The sequence below is a fragment of the Mycobacterium sp. NGS59 genome, assembly GCF_059812345.1.
Genome location: NZ_JCALCN010000017.1, coordinates 1 through 22,762 on the forward strand (window position 1 = coordinate 1; position 22,762 = coordinate 22,762).

Annotated in this window: 22 protein-coding genes and 1 pseudogene; 13 read left to right on the forward strand and 10 right to left on the reverse strand. The window is 67.7% G+C overall.

Annotated features, from left to right (window positions below):
• Positions 1-24: 24 nt before the first annotated feature.
• Genes AC5Y46_RS17960 through sdhC form a run of 4 tightly spaced genes read right to left on the reverse strand, consistent with a single transcriptional unit; the run spans position 25 to position 3,395 of the window.
• Complete coding sequence (locus AC5Y46_RS17960; RefSeq protein ID WP_499941658.1) at positions 25-828, reverse strand: succinate dehydrogenase iron-sulfur subunit; 804 nt, start codon at positions 826-828, stop codon at positions 25-27.
• Positions 828-2,582 (reverse strand): succinate dehydrogenase flavoprotein subunit, encoded by a 1,755-nt coding sequence (sdhA, locus tag AC5Y46_RS17965; RefSeq protein ID WP_499941659.1) that lies wholly within the window; start codon positions 2,580-2,582, stop codon positions 828-830. The genes AC5Y46_RS17960 and sdhA overlap by 1 nt, the downstream gene beginning before the upstream one ends.
• Before the next feature lie 10 nt (positions 2,583-2,592).
• The gene (locus AC5Y46_RS17970) at positions 2,593-3,024 is read right to left on the reverse strand and encodes a succinate dehydrogenase hydrophobic membrane anchor subunit (RefSeq protein WP_499941894.1); all 432 of its coding nucleotides are present in this window, start codon (positions 3,022-3,024) and stop codon (positions 2,593-2,595) included.
• Positions 3,025-3,059: 35 nt separating this feature from the next.
• Positions 3,060-3,395 (reverse strand): succinate dehydrogenase, cytochrome b556 subunit, encoded by a 336-nt coding sequence (gene sdhC, locus AC5Y46_RS17975; protein WP_499941896.1) that lies wholly within the window; start codon positions 3,393-3,395, stop codon positions 3,060-3,062.
• Positions 3,396-3,646: 251 nt separating this feature from the next.
• On the opposite strand from sdhC, the gene AC5Y46_RS17980 reads away from it, so the two are divergent.
• The 6 genes from AC5Y46_RS17980 to AC5Y46_RS18005 all read left to right on the forward strand — a co-directional run bounded on the left by AC5Y46_RS17980 (position 3,647) and on the right by AC5Y46_RS18005 (position 8,341).
• Entirely contained in the window at positions 3,647-4,048 is a 402-nt protein-coding gene (locus AC5Y46_RS17980) for a cytidine deaminase (protein WP_499941661.1), read from the forward strand.
• On the forward strand, positions 4,045-5,331 hold the full coding sequence (locus AC5Y46_RS17985; RefSeq protein WP_499941663.1) for a thymidine phosphorylase: 1,287 nt from the start codon (positions 4,045-4,047) through the stop codon (positions 5,329-5,331). Before AC5Y46_RS17980 ends, AC5Y46_RS17985 begins: the two co-directional genes overlap by 4 nt.
• The gene (locus AC5Y46_RS17990; RefSeq protein WP_499941665.1) at positions 5,328-6,407 is read left to right on the forward strand and encodes an adenosine deaminase; all 1,080 of its coding nucleotides are present in this window, start codon (positions 5,328-5,330) and stop codon (positions 6,405-6,407) included. Before AC5Y46_RS17985 ends, AC5Y46_RS17990 begins: the two co-directional genes overlap by 4 nt.
• A gap of 157 nt (positions 6,408-6,564) precedes the next feature.
• Positions 6,565-6,705: a hypothetical protein gene (locus AC5Y46_RS17995; protein WP_499941667.1), complete on the forward strand. Its 141-nt coding sequence runs from the start codon at positions 6,565-6,567 to the stop codon at positions 6,703-6,705.
• A gap of 148 nt (positions 6,706-6,853) precedes the next feature.
• A complete protein-coding gene (locus AC5Y46_RS18000; RefSeq protein WP_499941668.1) occupies positions 6,854-7,405 on the forward strand; it encodes a PE family protein in 552 nt (183 codons plus the stop codon).
• Between the two features lie 48 nt (positions 7,406-7,453).
• Positions 7,454-8,341, forward strand: a complete 888-nt coding sequence (locus AC5Y46_RS18005) for an alpha/beta fold hydrolase (protein WP_499941898.1) — start codon at positions 7,454-7,456, stop codon at positions 8,339-8,341.
• Positions 8,342-8,408: 67 nt separating this feature from the next.
• On the opposite strand, the gene satS is transcribed toward AC5Y46_RS18005, so the two are convergent.
• Complete coding sequence (gene satS / locus AC5Y46_RS18010; protein ID WP_499941670.1) at positions 8,409-9,731, reverse strand: protein export chaperone SatS; 1,323 nt, start codon at positions 9,729-9,731, stop codon at positions 8,409-8,411.
• 33 nt (positions 9,732-9,764) lie between these two features.
• Positions 9,765-10,634, reverse strand: coding sequence for an alkaline phosphatase family protein (locus AC5Y46_RS18015; RefSeq protein ID WP_499941672.1), 870 nt, complete (start codon positions 10,632-10,634; stop codon positions 9,765-9,767).
• A gap of 82 nt (positions 10,635-10,716) precedes the next feature.
• Here AC5Y46_RS18015 and upp point away from each other — a divergent pair, with 82 nt between their 5' ends.
• Positions 10,717-11,340, forward strand: a complete 624-nt coding sequence (gene upp, locus AC5Y46_RS18020; protein WP_499941674.1) for a uracil phosphoribosyltransferase — start codon at positions 10,717-10,719, stop codon at positions 11,338-11,340.
• Between the two features lies 1 nt (position 11,341).
• On the opposite strand, the gene AC5Y46_RS18025 is transcribed toward upp, so the two are convergent.
• Both AC5Y46_RS18025 and AC5Y46_RS18030 read right to left on the reverse strand, forming a co-directional pair.
• Positions 11,342-12,886: a phospho-sugar mutase gene (locus tag AC5Y46_RS18025; protein ID WP_499941676.1), complete on the reverse strand. Its 1,545-nt coding sequence runs from the start codon at positions 12,884-12,886 to the stop codon at positions 11,342-11,344.
• Positions 12,887-12,893: 7 nt separating this feature from the next.
• The gene (locus AC5Y46_RS18030) at positions 12,894-13,691 is read right to left on the reverse strand and encodes a purine-nucleoside phosphorylase (protein ID WP_499941900.1); all 798 of its coding nucleotides are present in this window, start codon (positions 13,689-13,691) and stop codon (positions 12,894-12,896) included.
• A 46-nt stretch (positions 13,692-13,737) separates the two neighbouring features.
• Here AC5Y46_RS18030 and AC5Y46_RS18035 point away from each other — a divergent pair, with 46 nt between their 5' ends.
• Together AC5Y46_RS18035 and AC5Y46_RS18040 are read left to right on the forward strand one after the other, a co-directional pair.
• Positions 13,738-14,913 (forward strand): M20 family metallopeptidase, encoded by a 1,176-nt coding sequence (locus AC5Y46_RS18035; protein ID WP_499941678.1) that lies wholly within the window; start codon positions 13,738-13,740, stop codon positions 14,911-14,913.
• The gene (locus tag AC5Y46_RS18040) at positions 14,910-16,079 is read left to right on the forward strand and encodes a M20 family metallopeptidase (RefSeq protein WP_499941679.1); all 1,170 of its coding nucleotides are present in this window, start codon (positions 14,910-14,912) and stop codon (positions 16,077-16,079) included. Before AC5Y46_RS18035 ends, AC5Y46_RS18040 begins: the two co-directional genes overlap by 4 nt.
• Positions 16,080-16,374: 295 nt before the next feature.
• Here AC5Y46_RS18040 and AC5Y46_RS18045 read toward each other — a convergent pair whose 3' ends face one another.
• Complete coding sequence (locus AC5Y46_RS18045) at positions 16,375-16,854, reverse strand: gamma-glutamylcyclotransferase family protein (RefSeq protein WP_499941681.1); 480 nt, start codon at positions 16,852-16,854, stop codon at positions 16,375-16,377.
• A 31-nt stretch (positions 16,855-16,885) separates the two neighbouring features.
• Here AC5Y46_RS18045 and AC5Y46_RS18050 point away from each other — a divergent pair.
• The 3 genes and pseudogenes from AC5Y46_RS18050 to AC5Y46_RS18060 form a co-directional block, all read left to right on the forward strand.
• Positions 16,886-18,360: pseudogene (locus tag AC5Y46_RS18050) on the forward strand (NAD(P)H-quinone dehydrogenase); the annotation flags it as partial.
• Between the two features lie 18 nt (positions 18,361-18,378).
• On the forward strand, positions 18,379-20,121 hold the full coding sequence (locus AC5Y46_RS18055; protein WP_499941902.1) for a glycerol-3-phosphate dehydrogenase/oxidase: 1,743 nt from the start codon (positions 18,379-18,381) through the stop codon (positions 20,119-20,121).
• Entirely contained in the window at positions 20,118-20,990 is an 873-nt protein-coding gene (locus tag AC5Y46_RS18060; RefSeq protein ID WP_499941683.1) for a pseudouridine synthase, read from the forward strand. Before AC5Y46_RS18055 ends, AC5Y46_RS18060 begins: the two co-directional genes overlap by 4 nt.
• 18 nt (positions 20,991-21,008) lie before the next feature.
• On the opposite strand, the gene AC5Y46_RS18065 is transcribed toward AC5Y46_RS18060, so the two are convergent.
• On the reverse strand, positions 21,009-21,332 hold the full coding sequence (locus AC5Y46_RS18065; RefSeq protein WP_499941685.1) for a DUF732 domain-containing protein: 324 nt from the start codon (positions 21,330-21,332) through the stop codon (positions 21,009-21,011).
• Between the two features lie 267 nt (positions 21,333-21,599).
• On the opposite strand from AC5Y46_RS18065, the gene pstS reads away from it, so the two are divergent.
• A complete protein-coding gene (gene pstS / locus AC5Y46_RS18070) occupies positions 21,600-22,688 on the forward strand; it encodes a phosphate ABC transporter substrate-binding protein PstS (RefSeq protein ID WP_499941687.1) in 1,089 nt (362 codons plus the stop codon).
• Positions 22,689-22,762: the final 74 nt, after the last annotated feature.

A 22,762-nucleotide genomic window follows, 5' to 3' on the forward strand; every position in this document is an offset into this window, starting at 1 on the left:
GGCTTTTGCGTCTGCTCGCGCAAGCTAACGGGAGAACATCACCGCGCGCTTGACCTCCTGGATCGCCTTGGTGACCTCGATGCCGCGCGGGCAGCCCTCGGTGCAGTTGAACGTGGTGCGGCAGCGCCACACCCCGTCGACCTCGTTGAGGATGTCGAGCCGCTCGGCGGCGGCCTCGTCGCGGCTGTCGAAGATGAACCGGTGCGCGTTGACGATCGCCGCCGGCCCGAAATAGCTGCCCTCGTACCAGAAGACCGGGCAGCTGGTGGTGCAGCAGGCGCACAGGATGCACTTGGTGGTGTCGTCGTAGCGGGCGCGGTCGGTCGGACTCTGGATGCGTTCGCGGGTGGGCGGGTTGCCGGTGGTGATCAGGTACGGCTTGATTGCCCGGTAGGCGTCGAAGAACGGCTCCATGTCCACCACCAGGTCCTTCTCCACCGGCAGCCCGCGGATCGGTTCGACCGTGATGGTGAGTTTCTTGCCCGGCTTTTTTGGCAACAGGTCGCGCATCAACACCTTGCAGGCCAACCGATTTACGCCGTTGATGCGCATCGCGTCCGAGCCGCAGACGCCGTGCGCGCAGGAACGCCGGAACGTCAGCGTCCCGTCCAGGTAGCCCTTGATGTAGAGCAGCAGGTTGAGCAGTCGGTCGCTGGGCAGACACGGCACCCGGAAGCTCTGCCAGCCCCCGGTGGCGGCGAACTTGTCGGGGTCGTCGGGATTGAACCGGGCGATCTTGAGGGTCACCATTACCGCGCCGTCCGGGACCGGCGGCAATGGAGGTTCCAGCGGGTCGGGGTTCGCGACCTCTTTCTCGAGGCTTGTCATCAGTACTTCCGCTCCTTGGGCTCGTAGCGGGTCTGCACCACGGGTTTGAAGTCCAGCTTGATGTCACTGAGCAGGTGGGTGCCGTCTTTGTATGCCATGGTGTGGCGCATGAAGTTGACGTCGTCGCGGTTGGGATAGTCCTCACGGGCGTGACCGCCGCGGGACTCCTTGCGATTCAAAGCACCGACCACCGTGACTTCGGCGAGCTCCAGCAGGAAGCCCAGCTCGATGGCCTCCAGGAGATCACTGTTGAACCGTTTTCCTTTGTCCTGCACGGTGATTCGTGAATAGCGCTCCTTCAACGCGTGGATGTCGGTGAGCGCCTGTTTGAGCGTCTCCTCGGTGCGGAACACCGCGGCGTTGTTGTCCATCGTCTGCTGCAGGGCGCCGCGGATGTCGGCGACGCGCTCGTTGCCGTGCTCAGAGAGGATGTCGGCCACCCAGCCGACCACCATCGATTCCGGATTCGGTGGCATGTCGGCGAAATCGTGACTCCGAGCGTATCGCGCGGCGGCGATGCCGGCGCGCCGGCCGAACACGTTGATGTCCAGCAGCGAGTTGGTGCCCAACCGGTTGGCGCCGTGCACCGAGACGCAGGCACACTCGCCGGCCGCGAACAATCCCGGCACGGTGTTGGTGTTGTCGCGCAACACCTGACCGGTCACCGTGGTGGGGATGCCGCCCATCACGTAGTGGCAGGTCGGGTAGACGGGGACCAGTTCGTGTACCGGGTCCACGCCGAGGTAGGTGCGGGCGAACTCGGTGATGTCGGGCAGCTTGGCCTCCAGCACCTCCTCGCCGAGGTGACGGACGTCGATGTAGACGTAGTCCTTGTTGGGGCCCGCCCCGCGTCCCTCCAGCACTTCCAGCACCATCGAGCGGGCGACGATGTCGCGCGGGGCCAGGTCGACGATGGTCGGGGCGTAGCGCTCCATGAAGCGTTCACCCTCGGCATTGAGCAACCGGCCGCCCTCGCCGCGCACCGCCTCGGAGATCAGGATGCCCAGTCCGGCCAGGCCGGTCGGGTGGAATTGGTGAAATTCCATGTCCTCCAACGGAAGTCCCTTGCGGAACACGATGCCGATGCCGTCGCCGGTCAGGGTGTGCGCGTTGGAGGTGGTCTTGTACATCCGCCCGGATCCGCCGGTTGCCAGCACGATGGCCTTGGCGTGGAAGACGTGGATGTTGCCCGTCGCCAGCTCGTAGGCGACCACCCCGGTGGCCACCGGACCGGTCGGGGTTTGGGTGAGCACCAAGTCGAGTGCGTAGAACTCGTTGAAGAACTGCACGTCGTGCTTGACGCAGTTCTGGTACAGCGTCTGCAGGATCATGTGGCCGGTGCGGTCGGCCGCGTAGCAGGCCCGGCGGACCGGGGCCTTGCCGTGGTCGCGGGTGTGCCCGCCGAACCGGCGCTGGTCGATGCGGCCCTGCGGGGTGCGGTTGAACGGCATCCCCATCTTCTCCAGGTCCAGCACGGCGTCGATGGCCTCTTTGCACATGATCTCCACCGCGTCCTGGTCGGCGAGGTAGTCGCCGCCCTTGACGGTGTCGAACGTGTGCCACTCCCAGTTGTCCTCTTCCACGTTGGCCAGCGCGGCGCACATGCCGCCCTGGGCGGCGCCGGTGTGGCTACGGGTGGGGTACAGCTTGGTCAGCACTGCGGTACGAACGCGCGGACCCGCTTCCACCGCGGCCCGCATCCCGGCCCCGCCGGCGCCGACGATCACCACGTCGTATCGGTGTTGCTCGATCACCGCGCACCTTTCACGAGATGTTGGGGTTGAACGTCATCAGCACATAGGTCCCGAGCATCAGCGTGAACACCATCGACACCGTCAGCAGCGCGTTCAGCCAGAACCGGGTGATGTTCTTGCGGCTGTAGTCGTCGATGATGGTGCGAATGCCGTTGCCGCCGTGCAATTGCGCCAGCCATAGCAACAACAGGTCCCACACCTGCCAGAACGGCGACGCCCAGCGTTGCGCGACGAAATTGAAATCGAGGCGGTAAACACCGTCGTCCCACACCAGCATGATGAACATGTGCCCGACCACGAGCAGTACCAGCGCGATGCCGGAGAACCGCATGAACAGCCAGGCGAACTTCTCGAAGTTGGGGATGCCGGCCCGACGGCGCGGTGAGCGCGGATTGTCCAGGCTGGCCGGACGGTAATGGCTGCGTTGCCGAACCGGCGCCAGTTGATCGGGGCCGCGCTGCAGATTCGGAGTGCTCGTCACAGGTGCTCCCAGGCATGGATGCCGATCACCACGCCGGCCATCACGAACGGCACCAGGAAGGCGACCGCGACGATCCACAGCATCCTGCGTTGATGGCGCGGGCCCTCGGACCAGAAGTCGATCAGGATGATGCGGATCCCGTTGAGGGCGTGGAACAGGACCGCGGCCACCAGGCCGAATTCCATCAGCCCGACGATCGGTGTCTTGTAGGTCGACAACACCTCGTCGTAGGCCTGCGGACTCACCCGCAGCACCGCCGCGTCCAGCACGTGGACGAACAGGAAGAAGAAGATCGTGGCCCCGCTGATGCGGTGCAGCACCCAGGCCCACATGCCGGGGTCGCCCCGGTACAGCGTCCGTGGTGGCCGTCGTTTGCGTGAGGATCCCAGAGGCGCCGGATCCGCCGTCGTCGTCGTTTGAATCACCCGCCTTGAATGCGACCTGAAATTGCCCGGAAAACCGCTATCAAACATAACGCCGTCAGATAGCCGCTGGTCCTGAATGATCCGATAAAAATCGCATGTCGTTTCCGCGTTAGGCTGGCGGCACTGGAAGTCCGTCCTCGGCCGAGCGGGGTAACGAGATGCCTGGCATTGATTGGAATATGCTGCGCGACAAGGCTTTTCGCGCGACTTCTGCCGCTTACGCACCTTATTCGGGCTTTCCGGTGGGCGCTGCCGCGCTGGTTGACGACGGTCGCGTGGTCACCGGGTGCAATGTGGAGAATGTCTCATATGGTCTTGGTCTCTGTGCGGAATGCGCTGTGGTGTGTGCCCTGTACACGTCCGGCGGGGGCCGACTGCTCGCGCTTTCCTGCGTCGACGGCACCGGTTCGGCGTTGATGCCGTGCGGCCGATGCCGCCAGGTGTTGCTCGAACACGGCGGTCCGGAAATGCTGGTCGACCACCCGGCCGGCCCCAAGCGGCTCGGCGAGCTGCTCCCAGACGCATTCGGCCCCGACGACCTCGCCCGGGAATCCCGTTGACGGACTTGCCATTCGACGCGCCGACGGTCATCCGCGTCAAGCGCGACGGCGGGCGGCTTTCCGATGCCGCGATCGACTGGGTGATCGCGGCCTACACGTCCGGGCAGGTCGCGCCCGAACAGATGTCGGCGTTGTTGATGGCGATCTTCCTGCGCGGCATGGACGGTGGCGAGATCGCCCGCTGGACCGCGGCGATGCTGGCGTCGGGACCGCGGCTGGACTTCACCGACCTGGGCCTGGCCACGGTGGACAAACACTCCACCGGCGGGGTCGGCGACAAGATCACGCTGCCGCTGGTGCCCGTGGTCGCAGCATGCGGTGGGGCGCTTCCGCAGGCGGCTGGACGCGGGCTGGGCCACACCGGCGGCACGCTGGACAAATTGGAATCGATCGCCGGGTTCACCGCTGACCTGTCCAGCCGGCGTGTGCGCGCACAACTGGTCGAGGTCGGGGCCGCGATCTTCGCCGCGGGCGAGCTGGCGCCGGCCGATGCCAAGCTCTACGCGCTGCGCGATGTCACCGGGACCGTCGAGTCGCTGCCGCTGATCGCCAGCTCGATCATGAGCAAGAAGCTGGCCGAGGGAGCGGGCGCGCTGGTGCTCGACGTGAAGGTCGGCTCGGGCGCGTTCCTGAAATGCGAGCGGGAATCCCGCGATCTGGCCCGCACCATGGTCGAACTCGGCGCCGAGCACGGAGTGCCCACCACCGCGCTGCTCACCGACATGAACTGTCCGCTGGGCGCGACCGTCGGCAACGCGCTGGAGGTCGAAGAGTCGCTGGAGGTGCTGGGCGGTGGCGGGCCGCCCGACGTGGTGCAGCTGACGGTCCGGTTGGCCGAGGAGATGCTGGAGTTGGCCGGGCTCGACGGCCGCGACCCGGCGCAGACGTTGCGCGACGGCACTGCCATGGACCGGTTCCGCCGGTTGATCGCCGCTCAGGGCGGAGATTTGGCGAAACCGTTGCCCATTGGTGGGCATTCGGAAACCGTGACCGCCGCCCGAAGCGGCACAATGGGCGACATCGACGCGATGGCAGTGGGGCTGGCGGCTTGGCGGCTCGGCGCGGGCAGATCCCGCCCCGGGGCGCAGGTCCAGCACGGCGCCGGTGTGCGGATCCATCGGCGCCCGGGCGATCCGGTGGCCGCGGGTGAGGCGTTGTTCACGCTCTACACCGAGACCCCGGAGCGCTTCGGTCCCGCGATGGTCGAGTTGGAAGGCGCGTTCAGCGTGGCGGATTGTCCGCCCGCGCCGCGGCCCCTGATTATCGATCGGATCACGCGATGAGCCTGAGTCTGGAGCAGATCCGCAAGGCGCCCAAAGCGCTGTTGCACGACCACCTCGACGGGGGGCTGCGGCCGTCGACCGTGCTCGAGATCGCCGAGCAGGTCGGGTACGACGGATTGCCGGCCGACGACGTCGAGGCGCTGGCGAGGTGGTTCCGCACCCGGTCGCACAGCGGCTCGCTGGAGCGCTACCTGGAACCTTTCTCGCACACCGTGGCGGTGATGCAGACCCCGGACGCGTTGTACCGGGTGGCCTACGAGTGCGTGGAAGACCTGGCTGCGGACTCCGTGGTGTACGCCGAGGTCCGGTTCGCACCCGAGTTGCATATCAATCGCGGGTTGTCGTTCGACGAGGTCGTCGACGCGGTGCTGGCCGGTTTCGCCGCGGGCGAGAAGGCAAGTGCCGCCGACGGTAACGGCATCAAGGTGCGCTGTCTGGTCACCGCGATGCGGCACGCCGCGATGTCACGCGAGATCGCCGAGTTGGCAATCCGGTTCCGGGACAAGGGCGTCGTCGGATTCGACATCGCCGGTGCCGAAGCCGGGCACCCACCGACCCGGCACTTGGACGCTTTCGAGCACATGCGGGACCACAACGCGCGCTTCACCATTCACGCCGGTGAGGCGTTCGGGCTACCGTCCATCCACGAGGCGATCGCGTTCTGCGGTGCCGACCGGCTGGGCCACGGGGTACGCATCGTCGACGACATCGACGTCTCGTCCGACGGGGTCCGGTTGGGCAGGCTGGCATCTATCTTGCGGGACAAGCGAATTCCGCTGGAGCTGTGTCCCAGCTCCAACGTGCAGACGGGCGCCGTCAACAGCATCGCCGACCATCCGTTCGATCTGTTGGCGCGGGCGCGTTTCCGCGTGACCGTCAACACCGACAACCGGTTGATGAGCGATACCACGATGAGTGAAGAGATGCAGCGACTGGTGGAGGCGTTCGGCTACGGCTGGACCGACCTGCAACGGTTCACGATCAATGCGATGAAGTCGGCGTTCATCCCGTTCGACGAGCGGCTGGCGATCATCGACGACGTGATCAAGCCGCGGTATGCGGTGCTGATCGGGTAGCAGGACTGCGCGAAAACACGTACGGGCGCCGGGCGCCCGGCGCGAACCTACGACCCCGTCGGCGCAGAAATACGCGTTCCTACCGATGGCTGTGGCCGCGAGAAATAGGACAGTCGAGTTGTCCGGAATTCCCCGGCTACTCCCCAAGGAGACTGACATGAAGCACTTGCCCCGTACCGCGACCTTCGGCCGCAAAGCCACCCCGTCCGAGCGGCGCAACCGCCCGCGGGCGAACGACTCCAAGCGTTACGTGTACCTCGAAGATGCTGCCATGTCCCGCGCCATGTACCGCCTCTAGCGGGTCGATGCGGTGGCAACGCATCCGGTGGCCATCCTGCTACGCGCCGGCAGCTCCGGACGGGCCCATAGCGCACTGAGAAGTCGAGTACCCGGCTACTCAATTCGCGAGTGAGCAGCCGTGGGACGGTAGCGCGAGGATCAGAGCTTTGCTGGAGGGCGACATGTCGCAGGTAATGGTGGCGCCGGACCTGGTAGAGGCGGCGGCAACGGATTTGGCGGCCATCGGTTCGGCACTCGAGGCGGCGCACCTCGATGCGGCGGCTCCGACGCTGGCGATCGCTCCCGCGGCGGCCGATGAGGTGTCGGAGGGCATCGCGCAGATGTTCTCGCAGCAGGGCGCGGACTATCAGAAAGTGGCCGGGGCGGCGGCGGCGTATCACGAACAGTTCGTGCAGCATTTGACCGAAAGTGCCGGCGCGTACGCGACCGCCGAGGCCGCTGGCGCGGCGGGGCTGCTGTCGCCGATCGCAGCGGTGTTCGGCCAGCTTGCCGGAGCCTTCTGGACTCAATCAATACAAATATTCGGCGAGTTTGCCAGCTGGCTATATGTGGTCAATCCGGCTTTGGTCGCATTCCTCGGGGGCGTGGCCCTACTCTCCATCATCGCGCTACTTTTGTTATTCGTTTTCACGGCCAACTTTATTTTTCCGGCTATCCCGCAGCCGTTGCTCACTTTATTCTCTGTGCTATTCGGTTAGTCACGTCGTCTGCGCGGTCGGCCAGTGAATAACATCGCTGATGTGCAGCTGCCAGAACATATCCGGTCCGACGAAGCCACCGTGTTCCCGTTGCCCGACGGACGCACGCTGGCCTACCTGGAGTGCGGCGACCCCGTCGGCTACCCCGTGTTCTATTTCCACGGCACCCCGAGTTGTCGGCTGGAAGGTGTCCTTGCCGATGGCGCCGCGCAGCGGCACGGCTTCCGGCTGATCGCGGTCGACCGTCCCGGGTTCGGACGGTCGACCTTCCAGCGTGGTCGCACCTTCCTGGACTGGCCGGCCGATGTGTGCGCGCTGGCCGACGGCCTCGGCGTGGACGATTTCGGTGTTATCGGGCATTCCGGCGCTGGACCGCACCTGTTCGCCTGCGGCGCGCTGATCCCGCAGGAACGGCTGAAATTCATTGGTGCGCTTGGACCTTGGGGTCCGCTGGCGACACGGGAGATCAGACGAAGTCTCAATTCGACTGACCGTCTCAATGCGCGCCTGGCGCGGTACGGACCACGGCCCTTTGCTGCCGCTTACGCTCCGCTCGGCTGGTGCGCCAGATACCGCCCGGGGCTGTTCACCCGGTTGGTCACGTCGTCGCTGCCCGACACCGACCACGAACACACGCGCGCTGAACTGTTCCTACGGCACTTCCGTGCCATCTTGCAGGAGGCGTTCCGTCAGGGTGGGCGCGGCCCCGCGTATGAGACGTTCCTCTTGTACCGCCCGTGGGGCTTCGGGGTGGACGAAGTGGCGGTTCCGACCCACATTTGGCAGGGCGATCGCGACACGTTCATCCCGGGCGCCATCGCTGAGTATCTTGAGCGCACGATTCCTGCCGCCGACTTGCACTGGTCGCCGGGCAAAGGCCATTTCAACATCGAGGACTGGGACGCGGTTCTCGCCGCGTGTGCCAGCGATATCTAAATAGCGAACAGGAAATCCCGCAAGCGCAAATGGCAGGTGGATCGAAGGTGGGATTGCGCGGCCGCCGCTATTCGCGCCGCAGTCGCGAGTCCACGAACGACTCCAACTTCTCCCACGCCCGCACCGCCGAGGCATACGGCCCCGCGGGTTTGCCGACCGAGTCCGGCTCCAGCACGTAGGCGATAAGCTTGCCCAGCGGCTTGCCCGGCTCCAGCGCCTTGTTGACGGTGCTCTCCTCGGAATAGTCACCGACGTCGCGCAGCAGTTCGACGGCCAGGTCGAGTTGCTCACGGTCCACCGCTTCCGGGCCGTCGGCGAAGTCGTCGGCCAGGCCGCTGAGCACGTAGACGTTCTCGTCGGTGATGTCGACCTTCAAGGAGCCGTCGGTGGCGGCGGTGCGGATGTCGTCGTAGGTGGCCAGGTCCGACAGGTCGTGGTCGTGCTCGTCGGCCAGATAACGGGCCAGCGCACGCTCGGAGGTGAACACGCTGATCCGGCCATTGCGGCCCAGGAAGATGGGCTGCTCGTCGAGGTAGCAGCGCAACGTGTAGAAGGTCCCGGAACTGGTCATGATCCGGATCGGGTCGATGCCGACCTCGGCCCAGAAATCGTCGGCGCCGCCCAGGATGACGGTGTCGCCTTCGGCGCGGCCTTCGTCCTCGTCGTCCTCGTCGTCCTGGTCGGATTCGGACTCGTCGGATTCGGTTTTGTCGGACTCGGATGACTCGGACTCGGACTCGGGCTCGGGCTCCGCCTCAGCCTCGGCCTCTTCGGCCGACTCTTCCTCTTCGATTTCCTCTTCGAGCTCGTCGGCGGCCTTGGCCGACAGCTTCTCGTCGACCTCGGGTGTGCTGACGACGTCGTCGAGGGCCTTGAGCACGTCGTCCCAGCTGCGCGCGATCACCTCGCCGATCGTGTTCCAGCGCTTCTGGCCGGCCTTGCCGGTGAAGTGCCCGATACCGCCGGACACCGTGCCCAGGCTCGGGTTGCCGTTGAAGAACTTCGAGATCGCCGGCAATTCGCACACCGATCCGATGGACGACACGATCGCCAGCGCGCCCGCCAGTGCCTGCACCGACTCCTCGGTCGGCTTCTCGGCCACCAGCTCCTCGACGGCAACCAGGTCGAACCGCTTGTCCTCAGCCGGCTCCAGCTTCTGCGCGTGGGCCTCGGTGACGCCTTTCCACGCCGGGTGATCGACCAGGTCGTTGTCGGTGTCGCTGCGCACGAAGGCAACCAGGTCGGCAACGTCGTCGAAAACGTAGAGGTCCTCGTCCTTGCCCAGGAACGCCTCCCACTCGTCCCCGGAGTCGCGCCAGCGGGGCGCCCACAGCGTGTAATGGTCACCTTCGGACAGGCTCAGGCGGATGGGCACGAGGTCAGCAGCCATGCGGCACACAATAGCGACCCGGCCCGTTGCCGCTTACCCGCCCCAAATAGTTGCGATGACGGGAGCATTGGCCGCGTAACCCGTTTTGGGCAGCCCGTACATCTCCTCGAGGGTGGACAGCACGTTGTAGTGGCTGATCGTTTCGTTGTAGGTGCCGGGGCGGACGTGTGCGCCGTAGAACACCGTCGGGATCTGATTGCGGGGACCGCCGTCGTCCTCGTCCCACGTCACGATCAGCAGGCTGTTGTTGGCCTTGGCCCAGTTCGCGTAGGCGGCCAGGTGAGTGTTCAGCCAGGCGTCGCCCTGGGCGATCGACCCGTCGTGCATGTTGTTGTCGTTGTTCGGGATGACGAACGACACCGTGGGCAGACTCGCGTAGTTGCCGGGTTGCGGGAACGCCGAGAACGGCACCGACACCGTCGGCGGCACGTTGCTGAAGTTCACCCACGGCACGTGCTTGCGCCCGTACTTGCCGGCTCCGCAGACCGTCGAACCCACGGCGGGCAAATCCTCGGAGTAGCCGCCGAAAGTGCGTCCCGCGGCCAGCAACCCGGTCGCCAGGTTCGGTTGGGCGCCGACTTCGACCGGACAACTGTCCTTGGTCAACCCGAACGTGCTGCCGGCGAACATCGCCAGGTAGTTCGGTTCGCTGGGATGGGTCTCGGCGAACGACTGGGCCATCATCGCGCCATTGGCGGCGAGTGCGTTGATGAACGGCGCCGTCTTGTTGCCGATGATGTTGGCCTGCGAGCGGTTCTCCTCCACCACGATCACCACGTGGGCGAAGCTCGGCAGGGTCGCCGCGGTGAGGGCTATGCGGGTCCCGGGGCTGGCCAACACCATCGCCGCCAACGCCGCCAGGACACAGAAAACCCTGGTCAGGCGCTGTCTGGACGCTCGCATGCCCGGAGTATATGGGCGGGCCAGACCCCCCTCGGCGACGAAATCGCCCGCTGAACCGGATCGTTATATATGGTCACCGTTCGTGGACGTGCACGTCGTCGATCACCCGTTGGCCGCGGCCCGGCTCACCACGTTGCGGGACGAACGCACCGACAACGTCGCGTTTCGCGCCGCCCTGCGTGAACTGACCTTGGCCTTGATCTACGAGGCCACCCGGGACGCGCCGACTGAACCGGTACCGATCCGCACGCCGCTGGCCGAGACGACGGGGATGCGGTTGGCCCGGTCGCCGTTGCTGGTGCCGGTGCTGCGCGCCGGTCTGGGCATGGTCACCGAGGCGCATGCGATGTTGCCGGAAGCGCACGTCGGGTTCGTCGGTGTCGCTCGGGACGAGCAGACCGCCCGTCCGGTGCCCTACCTCGCGTCGCTGCCCGACGACCTGTCCGAGCTACCGGTCATGGTGCTCGACCCGATGCTGGCCACCGGGGGATCCCTGGTGCACACCGTGGGTCTGCTGCAAGAGCGCGGTGCTCACGACATCACCGTGCTCTGTGTGGTCGCCGCTCCGGAAGGCATTGCGGCACTGGCGGAAGCGGCGCCGAACGCGCGGCTGTTCACCGCGGCCGTCGACGACGGGCTCAACGAGATCGCTTATATCGTGCCGGGATTGGGCGACGCGGGCGACCGCCAGTTCGGGCCTCGCTGAGTCACCACTTTTCGACGTCTGCCACGAGTCGGTCCCGCAGCGCCCGCGCGCGGGCACGGGCCACGTCCAGGTCTGCCGTCGGTGCGCAGCGAATCTCTAGATAGCACTTCAGTTTTGGTTCGGTGCCCGACGGTCGCACCACGACCCGGGTTCTCGCGTCGGCCTCACCGCGGGTGAAGATCAGGGCATCGGTGATGTCGGTCATGTCGAAACCCGCCGGCGGTGACTCGCGCAGTCGGCGCATCAGGGCCGCGGCCTCGTCGGTATTGGCGACCCGGCGCGGCACCGCGGCCACCTCGTGCACGCCGTGGCGGCGGGCGAGGTCGTCCAGCGCGTCGGCCACCGTGCGGTCTCCCAACGCCGCGACCAGGTCGCAGAACAGCACCGCGGCGCTGATGCCGTCCTTGTCGCGCACGGCGTCCGGGTCGACGCAGTGCCCGATCGCTTCTTCGTAGGCATAGACCAGGCTTCCTGGGCGGTCGGCGTCGGCGCGGGCCAGCCACTTGAACCCGGTCAAGGTTTCGACGTGGCGCGCGCCGTGGTGCGCGGCGATCGCGGCCAGCATGCGGGAGGACACCACGGTGCTGGCCACGGTGCGCGGCTGCGCGGCGGGTTGCGAAAGGATGTAATCGCCGAGCAGCCAACCGGTTTCGTCGCCGGAGAGCATCCGCCAGCCGGACGGCCCCGTTATTCCCACGGCGCAGCGGTCGGCGTCGGGATCCAGCGCGATCGCGACGTCGGCGTCGACGTCGGCGGCCAGCGCAAGCAGGGCATCGGTCGCCCCCGGCTCCTCCGGGTTGGGGAAGGCGACGGTGGGGAAGTCGGGATCGGGCGCGAATTGCGTTGCCACGGTGTGGATATCGTCGAAACCGGCGCGCCGCAACGTTTCGATGGCCAGCGCCCCGCCCACCCCGTGCATCGGCGTCAACGCCACCCGCACGCCGCCGCTGCCGCGACGCACGGCAGCGGCGCGCTGGATGTAGCGCTCTCGAAGATCGGTGTCCGCGGGTGCGACGGGGGTGCGGGCGATCTGGTCGGCCGGCGGCGCGGCGGTCATCGCCGCCTCGATCCGCCGATCGGTAGGGGAGACGATCTGCACCCCGCCGTCGAGATACACCTTGTACCCGTTGTCGGTGGCGGGATTGTGCGAGGCGGTGATCTGGACCCCGGCGACCGCGCCGGTTGCGCGTACCGCGAAGGCGACCAGCGGCGTCGGCACCGGTTCGGGGAACATCAGCACCGAAAATCCTTGCGCGGCAATGGCTTCTGCCGCGGCGTTGGCAAACGCCGCCGATCCGTGCCGGGCATCGCGGCCCACCACCATCGTTCCGGTGCCCTCGCTCGTCTGCGCCAGTGCCCAGCTGGCACGCAACACCACGGCGACATTCATCGCGTCCGGCCCGCCGCGCACCGGTCCGCGCAGCCCGGCGGTGCCGAAGGTCAGCGGGCGGGCGAACCGCGCCGCCAGCTCGTCGGGATCACAGGCGGCCAGTTCGGCGGCCGTCTGCGGGTCGGGATCGTGGGCGATCCAGGCATCGGGATTCAAGGGGGATTCACTGGAACCTGTTGATCACCTCGGCCAGCAGCGAACCCATCCGGGCCGCCGACGCTGCACCGGTGGCCAGCACCTCGGCGTGGCTCAGCGGCGCACCGGTGATGCCGGCCGCCGAATTCGTCACCAGCGAGAGCCCCAGCACCTCGGCCCCGGCCGCCCGCGCCGCGATGGTCTCGTGCACGGTCGACATGCCCACCAGGTCCGCGCCCAGCACCCGCAGCATCCGGATCTCGGCCGGTGTCTCGTAATGCGGACCCGGCAGCGCGGCATACACACCCTCGGCCAGCTCCGCGTCACATTCGCGGGCCAGCGCCCGCAGTCGCGGCGCGTAGGCGTCGGTCAGGTCGACGAACTGGGCGCCGACCAGCGGTGAGCGGGCGGTGAGGTTCAGGTGGTCACTGATCAGCACCGGCTGCCCGACGCGAAGGTCTGATCGCAAAGCCCCGGCGGCGTTGGTCAGCACCACGATCCGTGCCCCTGCCGCGCACGCCGCCCGGACCGGGTGCACCACGTGCTGCAGGTCGTGGCCCTCGTAGGCGTGGATCCGGCCGGCCAGCACCAGCACCCGGTGCGCGCCGACGGGCACCGACAACAACTCGCCGGCATGCCCTGCCGCGCGCGGCGGCGCGAATCCGGGCACCTCGGCCTGGGGCAGCGCGGCCGTCGGGGAACCCAGTGCCGCGATCGCCGGCGCCCATCCCGACCCCAGCACCACGGCGACGCCATGCTCGGCGATCCCGGTGCGTTCGGCGATAACCAGCGCGGCCCGCGCAGCGATGTCGTCGGGATCGGGCATCAGGCTGGTCACACTCGGCGAGCTTAGGCGATGAGATACTGCCAAGATGCCCGCACGCAACCCACTGGACAGCGTCGAGGCGTCGGTGCGGCAGCGGAGTTCCGACCTGGTCGAGTTGTCGCACGCCATCCACGCCGAACCGGAGCTGGCGTTCGGCGAGCACCGCAGCTGCGCCAAGGCCAAAGAGCTGGTTGCCCAGCGCGGCTTCGAGATCAGCGCGGTCGCCGGGCTGGACACCGCGTTTCGCGCCGACTTCGGCAGCGGACCGCTGGTCGTCGGGGTTTGCGCGGAGTACGACGCGCTGCCCGACATCGGCCATGCGTGCGGTCACAACATCATCGCTGCCTCGGGTGTGGGCACCGCGTTGGCGCTGGCCGAGGTTGCCGACGAGCTCGGCCTGACGGTGGCGTTGCTGGGCACTCCGGCCGAGGAGTCCGGCGGCGGCAAGGAGCTGATGCTGCGGGCCGGGGCGTTCGACGACGTCGCGGTGGCCGTCATGGTGCACCCCGGTCCCACCGACATCGCCGGAGCGCGGTCGCTGGCCCTTTCCGAAGTCACCGTGCGGTACCGGGGCAAGGAGTCGCACGCCGCCGTCGCGCCGCACCTCGGGGTCAACGCCGCCGACGCGGCGACCGTCGCACAGGTGGCGATCGGGCTACTGCGTCAGCAGCTGGCCCCCGGGCAACTCGTGCACGGCATCGTCACCGACGGCGGGCAGGCGGTCAACGTCATCCCGGGACAGGCGACGTTGCGGTATGCCATGCGCGCGGTCGAATCGGACTCGCTGCGCGAACTGGAGGGCAGGGCGTACTCCTGCTTTGCCGCGGGCGCACTGGCCGCCGGCTGTGAATACGACATCGACGAGGCCGGCCCGGCCTACGCGGAATTGAAGCCCGACGAGTGGCTGGCCGACGTGTGCCGCAGCGAGATGCTGCGCCTGGGCCGCGACCCGGTGCCGGCCTCCGTCGAAGCCGGGTTGCCGTTGGGCAGCACCGACATGGGCAACGTGACGCAGGTGATGCCGGGTATTCATCCGATCATCGGGGTCGATGCCGGCGGGGCCACCGTCCACCAACGTGCCTTCACCGCCGCGGCCGCGGGTCCCAGCGCCGACCGGGCAGTGGTCGACGGCGCAATCATGTTGGCGCGCACGGTGGTTGCGTTGGCCGCGGATCCCGCCCAGCGCGACCGGGTACTGGCCGCACAGGAGCGCAGGGCATGAGCCTGGTCGACAGCGCCGAATCCTGGTTGGCCGCACACTACGACGACCTGGTCGCCTGGCGGCGACACATCCACCGCTACCCGGAACTGGGTCGTCAGGAGTTCGCCACCACGCAGTTCGTCGCCGAGCGGCTGGCCGACGCCGGTCTGAATCCGAAGGTGCTTCCCGGTGGGACCGGCCTGACCTGCGATTTCGGTCCTGAGCATCAGCCCCGGATCGCTTTGCGCGCCGATATGGACGCGCTGCCGATGACCGAGCGGACCGGTGCGCCGTACGCCTCGACGATGCAGAATGTCGCACACGCCTGCGGTCATGACGCGCACACCTCGATCCTGCTCGGCACCGCGCTGGCGCTGGCGTCGGTGCCCGAGCTGCCGGTCGGGGTGCGGCTGATCTTCCAGGCGGCCGAGGAACTGATGCCCGGTGGAGCGATCGATGCGATCGCCGCCGGCGCGCTGACCGGGGTGTCGCGGATCTTCGCGCTGCATTGTGATCCGCGGCTGGAAGTCGGCAAGGTCGCCGTCCGGCTCGGACCCATCACGTCGGCGGCCGACCAGATCGAGATCACGCTGTATTCGCCGGGTGGGCACACCTCGCGTCCGCACCTGACCGCCGACCTCGTCTACGGGCTGGGCACGGTGATCACCGGGCTGCCGGGGGTGCTGTCGCGGCGCATCGACCCGCGCAACAGCACCGTGCTGGTGTGGGGAGCGGTCAATGCGGGCAACGCGCCCAACGCCATTCCGCAGTCCGGCGTGCTGGCGGGCACGGTGCGCACGGCCAGCCGGCAGACCTGGGTCGACCTCGAAGCGATCATCCGCGAGGCCGTCGCGGGTCTGCTGTCGCCGCTGGCCATCGAGCACACGCTGCAGTACCGCCGCGGTGTGCCGCCGGTGGTCAACGAGGACGTCTCGACGCGCATCCTGATGCACGCCATCGAAGCCGTCGGCCCCGACGTGCTGGCCGACACCCGGCAGTCCGGCGGCGGCGAGGACTTCTCCTGGTACCTCGAAGAGATTCCCGGCGCGATGGCGCGGCTGGGGGTGTGGTCGGGGGAGGGTCCGCAGTTGGACCTGCATCAGCCGAACTTCGACCTCGACGAGCGGGCGCTGGCGATCGGGGTGCGGTTGATGGTGAACATCATCGAGCAGTCGGCTATCTGCTGATCGGGCGAGCGCGCCCATATGCACGCCAGAGCGTCGTATTTCTGACATTTTGAGGACCCTCGGCAGGTGAATTGTCGGGTCGCTTCTAGTTGCCGACGATAAGCCGCGTGCATCCCGAGCTCTGTCACCTGCTCAACGCACAAGGCGGCGTCGTCAGGTGTCACCCCGCCCGACTCGTCCAACGCCTCAACGCGCGACTTTGTCGAGCCGCTTAGGGCGCCGAGCGTCCCCAAAATGCCGGGAATTGCGGCATTTGCCGTACATATGAGGACGCTCGGGCGCAAAAGGCAACCAGCTAAGTAGGTGTCCCCGGGCCGATATTGCGGGCCGGGCGGGTGCGCAGGTCGTGCACGTAATCCGCGGGCGCCCCGGCGATTTCGGCAGCGTCGGCCATCACGCCCAGATAGCGCGCCGACGGCAACCCGCCTTCCCAGGCGTCCAGCACATATAGCCACGCCAGCACCGGGTCGATGTCGGTGTCCGACGACTCCCGCTGCACGCGGCAACGGATCTTCTTGTGCACGCCGAACTCGGAACCTTCCCAGCGGTCCAGGTTCATCTCGTCGGCCGGCGTCATGTCGTAGAGCACGACGAACACCCGCGAACCGGGATCCTCGACCACCGTGGCCAAAGCTCCCTCCCAGCCGATGTCCTCCCCGCCGAACGTCAGCCGCCATCCCGGCAACCAGCCGGTTCCGGCCATCGGCGAATGGGGTGCGCGCTTGAGCATCTGCTCGGGATGCATGTTCGACCCGTAGGCGGCGTAGAGCGGCACGGGGAAAGCTTAAACGCTAGGTTTGGTGGCTGTGGCGACCCGCATCGTGATCCTCGGTGGAGGCCCGGCCGGATACGAAGCGGCCCTGGTGGCCGCCAATGCCCGCCCCGACGTCGACGTCACCATCATCGACTCCGACGGCATCGGCGGCGCGGCCGTGCTGGACGACTGTGTGCCGTCCAAGACGTTCATCGCGTCCACCTGGCTGCGCACCGAGCTGCGCCAGGCGCCGCGGCTGGGCTTCGACATCGACATCGACGACGCCAGGATCCTGTTGCCCCAGATCCACGCCCGCGTCAAGAACCTGGCCGCCGACCAGTCCGCCGACATCGCCGCGCAACTGCGCAGCGTGGGCGTGCACCTCATCGCCGGGCGCGGGGAGCTGATCGACCCGACGCCCGGGTTGGCCCGGCACCGTCTGCAAGCCACCGCGGCGGACGGCACCGTCACCGAGCACGAAGCCGACGTGGTGCTGATCGCCACCGGTGCCAGCCCCCGGATCCTGCCGTCGGCCAAGCCGGACGGCGAACGCATCCTGACCTGGCGGCAGCTCTACGACCTCGATGAGCTCCCCGAACACCTGATCGTGGTGGGCTCCGGAGTCACCGGCGCCGAGTTCGTGCACGCCTACACCGAGCTGGGTGTGCCGGTGACGGTGGCCGCCAGCCGCGACCGGGTGCTGCCCTACGAGGACGCCGACGCCGCCGCAGTGCTGGAGGAGTCGTTCGCCGAACGCGGGGTGCGGCTGTTCAAGAACGCCCGCGCCGAGTCGGTCAAGCGGACCGGAAACGGCGTCCTGGTCACCATGACCGACGGCCGCACCGTCGAGGGCAGCCACGCCCTGATGACCATCGGCTCGATCCCCAACACCAGCCACCTCGGCCTCGAGCGGGTCGGCATCGAGCTCGGCCCCGGCGACTATCTGAAAGTGGACCGGGTCTCGCGTACCTCGGTCCCGGGCATTTACGCCGCCGGCGACTGCACCGGCCTGCTGCTGCTGGCTTCGGTGGCGGCGATGCAGGGCCGCATCGCGATGTATCACGCGCTGGGCGAGGGCGTCAGCCCGATCCGGTTGCGCACGGTCGCCGCGACGGTTTTCACCCGGCCCGAGATCGCCGCCGTCGGCGTCCCACAGTCGGCGATCGACGCCGGTGAGTTCAGCGCCCGCACGATCATGCTGCCGCTGCACACCAACGCCCGCGCCAAGATGTCGGGGATACGGCAGGGTTTCGTCAAGATCTTCTGCCGCAAATCCACCGGCGTGGTGATCGGTGGCGTGGTGGTCGCGCCGATCGCCTCGGAGCTGATCCTGCCCATCGCGGTCGCGGTCACCAACCGGATCACCGTCAACGAGCTGGCCCAGACACTGGCCGTCTACCCGTCGTTGTCCGGTTCGATCACCGAGGCCGCCCGGCGCCTGATGGCCCACGACGATCTGGACTGAAGGACGACTCGCCGACCTCCGAGCAACTAGCCTGGGTTGAGCATCGCCTACTGACGAGTAACCGACAGGAGTCTGTTGTCGTGAGCAACCCGATCGAGAACGAACCCGCCCCGTCGACTCTCGGACCCGAACAGCGCGCGACGGCGTGGGAGCGACTCGGTACCGAGCAGTTCGACGTGGTCGTCATCGGCGGTGGCGTGGTGGGCTCCGGCTGCGCGCTGGACGCGGCCACCCGCGGGCTGAAGGTGGCGCTGGTCGAGGCCCGCGACTTCGCCTCCGGCACGTCGAGTCGCTCGTCGAAGATGTTCCACGGCGGTCTGCGCTATCTGGAACAGCTTGAGTTCGGTCTGGTGCGCGAAGCTTTGTTCGAGCGCGAACTCTCCCTGACCACGCTGGCACCGCACCTGGTCAAGCCGCTGCCGTTCCTGTTCCCGTTGACCAAGCGGTTGTGGGAACGCCCCTACATGGCCGCCGGCATCTTCCTCTACGACAGCCTGGGCGGCGCGAAATCCGTTCCCGCGCAAAAGCATTGCACACGAGCCGGAGCCCTGCGATTGAGCCCGGGACTGAAGCGCAGCTCGCTGATCGGCGGCATCCGCTACTACGACACCGTCGTCGACGACGCCCGGCACACCATGACCGTGGCGCGCACCGCGGCGCATTACGGCGCGGTGGTGCGATCCTCCACCCAGGTGGTGGCGTTGCTGCGCGAGGGCGACCGGGTCACCGGCGTGCGGGTGCGCGACTCCGAGGACGGCGAGGTCACCGAGGTCCGCGGTCACGTGGTGATCAACGCGACCGGCGTCTGGACCGACGAGATCCAGGCCCTTTCCAAGCAGCGCGGCCGGTTCAAGGTGCGTGCCTCCAAGGGAGTACACGTGGTGGTGCCGCGCGACCGCATCGTCAGCGACGTCGCGATCATCCTGCGCACCGAGAAGTCGGTGATGTTCGTCATCCCGTGGGGCAGCCACTGGATCATCGGGACCACCGACACCGACTGGAACCTCGACCTGGCGCACCCGGCGGCCACCAAGGCCGACATCGACTACATCCTCGGCACGGTCAACGAGGTGCTGGCCACCCCGCTGACCCACGCCGACATCGACGGCGTCTACGCCGGGCTGCGGCCGTTGCTGGCCGGGGAGAGCGAGGAGACCTCCAAGCTGTCCCGGGAGCACGCCGTCGCGGTGCCCGCGCCCGGCCTGGTCGCGATCGCGGGCGGCAAGTACACCACCTACCGGGTGATGGCGGCCGACGCGGTGGACGCCGCGGCCGAGTTCATCCCGGCCCGGGTGGCGCCGTCGATCACCCAGAAGGTGCCGCTGATGGGCGCCGACGGCTACTTCGCGCTGATCAACCAGACCGAGAACGTCGGCGCGATGCGAGGCCTGCACCCCTACCGGGTGCGTCACCTGCTGGACCGCTACGGCTCGCTGATCGACGAGGTACTGGCGTTGGCCGCCAAAGATCCCAGCCTGCTGGCGCCGCTGAAAGAGGCGCCGGGGTATTTGAAGGTGGAGGCGCTCTACGCGGTCGCGGCCGAGGGCGCGCTGCACCTCGAGGACATCCTGGCCCGCCGGATGCGGATCTCCATCGAGTACTCCCATCGCGGTGTCGACTGCGCGCGCGAGGTGGCGGAACTGGTCGCACCGGTGCTGGGGTGGTCGGCCGAGCAGACCGACCGCGAGGTGGCCAACTACACCGCGCGGGTGGAGGCCGAGATCCTGTCCCAGGCCCAGCCCGACGACGTCTCCGCCGACGAGTTGCGGGCCAGCGCACCCGAGGCGCGTGCCGAGATCCTCGAGCCCGTCCCGCTCAATTGAGACCTGCGCCCCTGCCGGTCCGCGACGGGTTGGGACCCGCGCGGGTACGGCTGCACGGCGGGCCGGTGCTCGCCGAGCTCACCACACGGTTCGGGGCGGCGGCCGGCGCGAAAGTCCGCGCCGGCGAAGTCGTGGACGCCGACGGCGCGGTGATCGGCCCCGCAACGACGCTGCCCGCCGGCGCGCACGTCTACCTGTATCGCGATCTACCGGACGAGGTTCCGGTACCGTTCGAGATCCCGGTGCTCTACCGGGACGACGACATCGTCGTCGCCGACAAACCGCACTTCCTGTCCACCATGCCGCGGGGACGGCACGTCGCCCAGACCGCGCTGGTGCGGCTGCGACGCGAGCTGGACCTGCCCGAACTCAGCCCCGCCCACCGGCTGGACCGGCTGACCGCCGGAGTGCTGCTGTTCACCACCCGCCGTGAGCTGAGGGGTTGCTATCAAACACTTTTCGCCCAGGGCCAGGTGCGCAAGGTCTACCTGGCCCGCGCGGCGGTCGACGTGTCCGGAACGTTGCCGCGGGTGCTGCGCAGCCGCATCGTCAAGCGCCGCGGCCACCTGCAAGCGGTGACGGAACCCGGTCCGCCCAACGCCGAAACGTTGGTCGAGGTGGTGGGCCCGGGGTGGTACCGATTGACGCCGCGAACCGGCCGCACCCACCAACTGCGGGTGCACATGGCCGGTCTGGGGTTGCCGATCATCGGAGACCCGCTGTATCCCAACGTGATCGACGTCGAACCGGACGATTTCAGCGCGCCACTGCAGCTGCTGGCGCAGCGCATCGAGTTCGACGACCCACGCACCGGGACACGACGCGAGTTCGTCAGCCGACGATCCCTGGGCGCCAACACGTTTGGGTAGGCCGGCGCGAACCGGCGGTCACGACGTGGCGTGATGCCGGGGACAGTAGGCCGCGATGCTCAGCCCGACGAAGAAGCCGGCGCGGAACCCGTCCAGGTTGCCGTTGCTGCTCAGCGCGTTGGCGACATCGCCTTTCGGCCTGCCCAGGTCGAGCTCGTCACACACGTGATGGCCGGCCATGACCGCCGCCTGCGGCGTCGTGAAGTTGATCCCCTTGGTCTGCAGGGCATTCAGGAATTGGCCGTCCACCCCGTCGGCGTGCGCGGCCGGGGCCGCCACCAATGCGGCCAAGCCGAACAGCATGGCGCCGGGTAGCAACGAGCGCAACCGGCTGGTGATCATCGCTCGAACCTCCCCTGCTGGGTGTGACGTAACACAATGCTTACATTTGCGATCATCGCACGAACCGCTGCAGCGAGCGGACGGCTTTCTCTGCGTGACGGTGATTGTGCGAAATGTCGGGATCGTGAATCCGCCGCGAACGGCTGTTGAAATCGTCGAATCCGGATGCCACCGGCGGTCGCCGAGCGTGAATGGCGGCCCGGTTGGTTGTTACCATCTGGCTGAGCCGAACCGCTCCGGGTAAGTATCAGTCGAGGAAATGAATTGATGCCCTTTCGATTTGGGGCCGTGTTGGCTGTGCTGGTCGCCGGTGCGGCGATGGTGTCGGCGTGCGGCGCGCGGAACCAGTCCGCGAACGGGGGCGCGTCGGCCAGGTGCGGCGGCAAGCCGGCGCTGACGGCCAGCGGTTCCACCGCGCAGGAGAACGCCATCACCCGTTTCGCCAAAGCTTTCGAAACGGCCTGCCCGGGCCAGTCGCTGCACTACACCGCCAACGGATCCGGCGTCGGGATCGGCGAATTCCTCAGCAGTAAAACAGATTTCGCCGGGTCGGACTCGCCGCTGAACAACGACGAGTACGCCAGGGCGCAGGACCGCTGCGGCTCACCCGCGTGGAATCTGCCCGTCGTGTTCGGTCCGATCGCCATCGCCTTCCGCGTCGACGGTCTGGCGGCGCTGAACCTGGACGGGCCGACCGCGGCCAAGATCTTCAATGGGCAGATCACCACTTGGAACGACCCCGCACTCGGCGCACTCAACCCCGGAGTCGCCCTGCCCGCCACGCCGATCCACGTCGTCTTCCGCAGCGACGAGTCAGGCACCTCCGACAACTTTCAGCGCTATCTGGACACCGCGGCCAATGGTGCGTGGGGCAAGGGTGCCGGCAAGACATTCCGCGGTGGTGTCGGAGAGGGCGTCAGGGGTAGCGACGGCGTCGCGGCGACCGTCAAAGACGTCGACGGGTCGATCGGCTACGTCGAATGGTCCTTCGCCCAAGCCCGGAAACTGGGCATGGCCAGTGTCGTCACCTCGGCCGGACCCGAACCGGTGGCGATCAGCGCGGACGCGGTGGGCAAGACGATCTCGGCGGCCTGGTTCCTGCGTGAGGGCAACGATCTCGCCTTCGACACCATCTCGTTCTACCGGCCGAACCAGCCCGGCTCCTATCCGATCGTGCTGGCGACGTACGAGATCGTGTGCTCGAAGTATCCCGATGCCCAGGTTGGAGCGGCGGTGCGGGCATTTTTGCGCAGCGCGATTGCTACTGGCCAGGACGGTTTGGTGGACCACGGCTACATTCCGGTTCCCGACGAGTTCAGGCCGCGTATGACCACGGCTGTCGATGCCATCGCGTGACCGGTGATTTCGGGCCGAAGTTAGCCCATGGCGCACCTGGCGACCCGCAATGTTCTAGGGTTTGTCCCGGCCTG

Bases quoted from the DNA above. Each gene is read 5' to 3' on its own strand.
- AC5Y46_RS17960 (WP_499941658.1), bottom strand. From the start codon at position 828: ATGACAAGCCTCGAGAAAGAGGTCGCGAACCCCGACCCGCTGGAACCT.
- sdhC (WP_499941896.1), bottom strand. From the start codon at position 3,395: ATGTGGGCCTGGGTGCTGCACCGCATCAGCGGGGCCACGATCTTCTTC.
- AC5Y46_RS17980 (WP_499941661.1), top strand. From the start codon at position 3,647: ATGCCTGGCATTGATTGGAATATGCTGCGCGACAAGGCTTTTCGCGCG.
- AC5Y46_RS17990 (WP_499941665.1), top strand. From the start codon at position 5,328: ATGAGCCTGAGTCTGGAGCAGATCCGCAAGGCGCCCAAAGCGCTGTTG.
- AC5Y46_RS17995 (WP_499941667.1), top strand. From the start codon at position 6,565: ATGAAGCACTTGCCCCGTACCGCGACCTTCGGCCGCAAAGCCACCCCG.
- satS (WP_499941670.1), bottom strand. From the start codon at position 9,731: ATGGCTGCTGACCTCGTGCCCATCCGCCTGAGCCTGTCCGAAGGTGAC.
- AC5Y46_RS18015 (WP_499941672.1), bottom strand. From the start codon at position 10,634: ATGCGAGCGTCCAGACAGCGCCTGACCAGGGTTTTCTGTGTCCTGGCG.
- AC5Y46_RS18030 (WP_499941900.1), bottom strand. From the start codon at position 13,691: ATGCCCGATCCCGACGACATCGCTGCGCGGGCCGCGCTGGTTATCGCC.
- AC5Y46_RS18035 (WP_499941678.1), top strand. From the start codon at position 13,738: ATGCCCGCACGCAACCCACTGGACAGCGTCGAGGCGTCGGTGCGGCAG.
- AC5Y46_RS18040 (WP_499941679.1), top strand. From the start codon at position 14,910: ATGAGCCTGGTCGACAGCGCCGAATCCTGGTTGGCCGCACACTACGAC.
- AC5Y46_RS18065 (WP_499941685.1), bottom strand. From the start codon at position 21,332: ATGATCACCAGCCGGTTGCGCTCGTTGCTACCCGGCGCCATGCTGTTC.
- pstS (WP_499941687.1), top strand. From the start codon at position 21,600: ATGCCCTTTCGATTTGGGGCCGTGTTGGCTGTGCTGGTCGCCGGTGCG.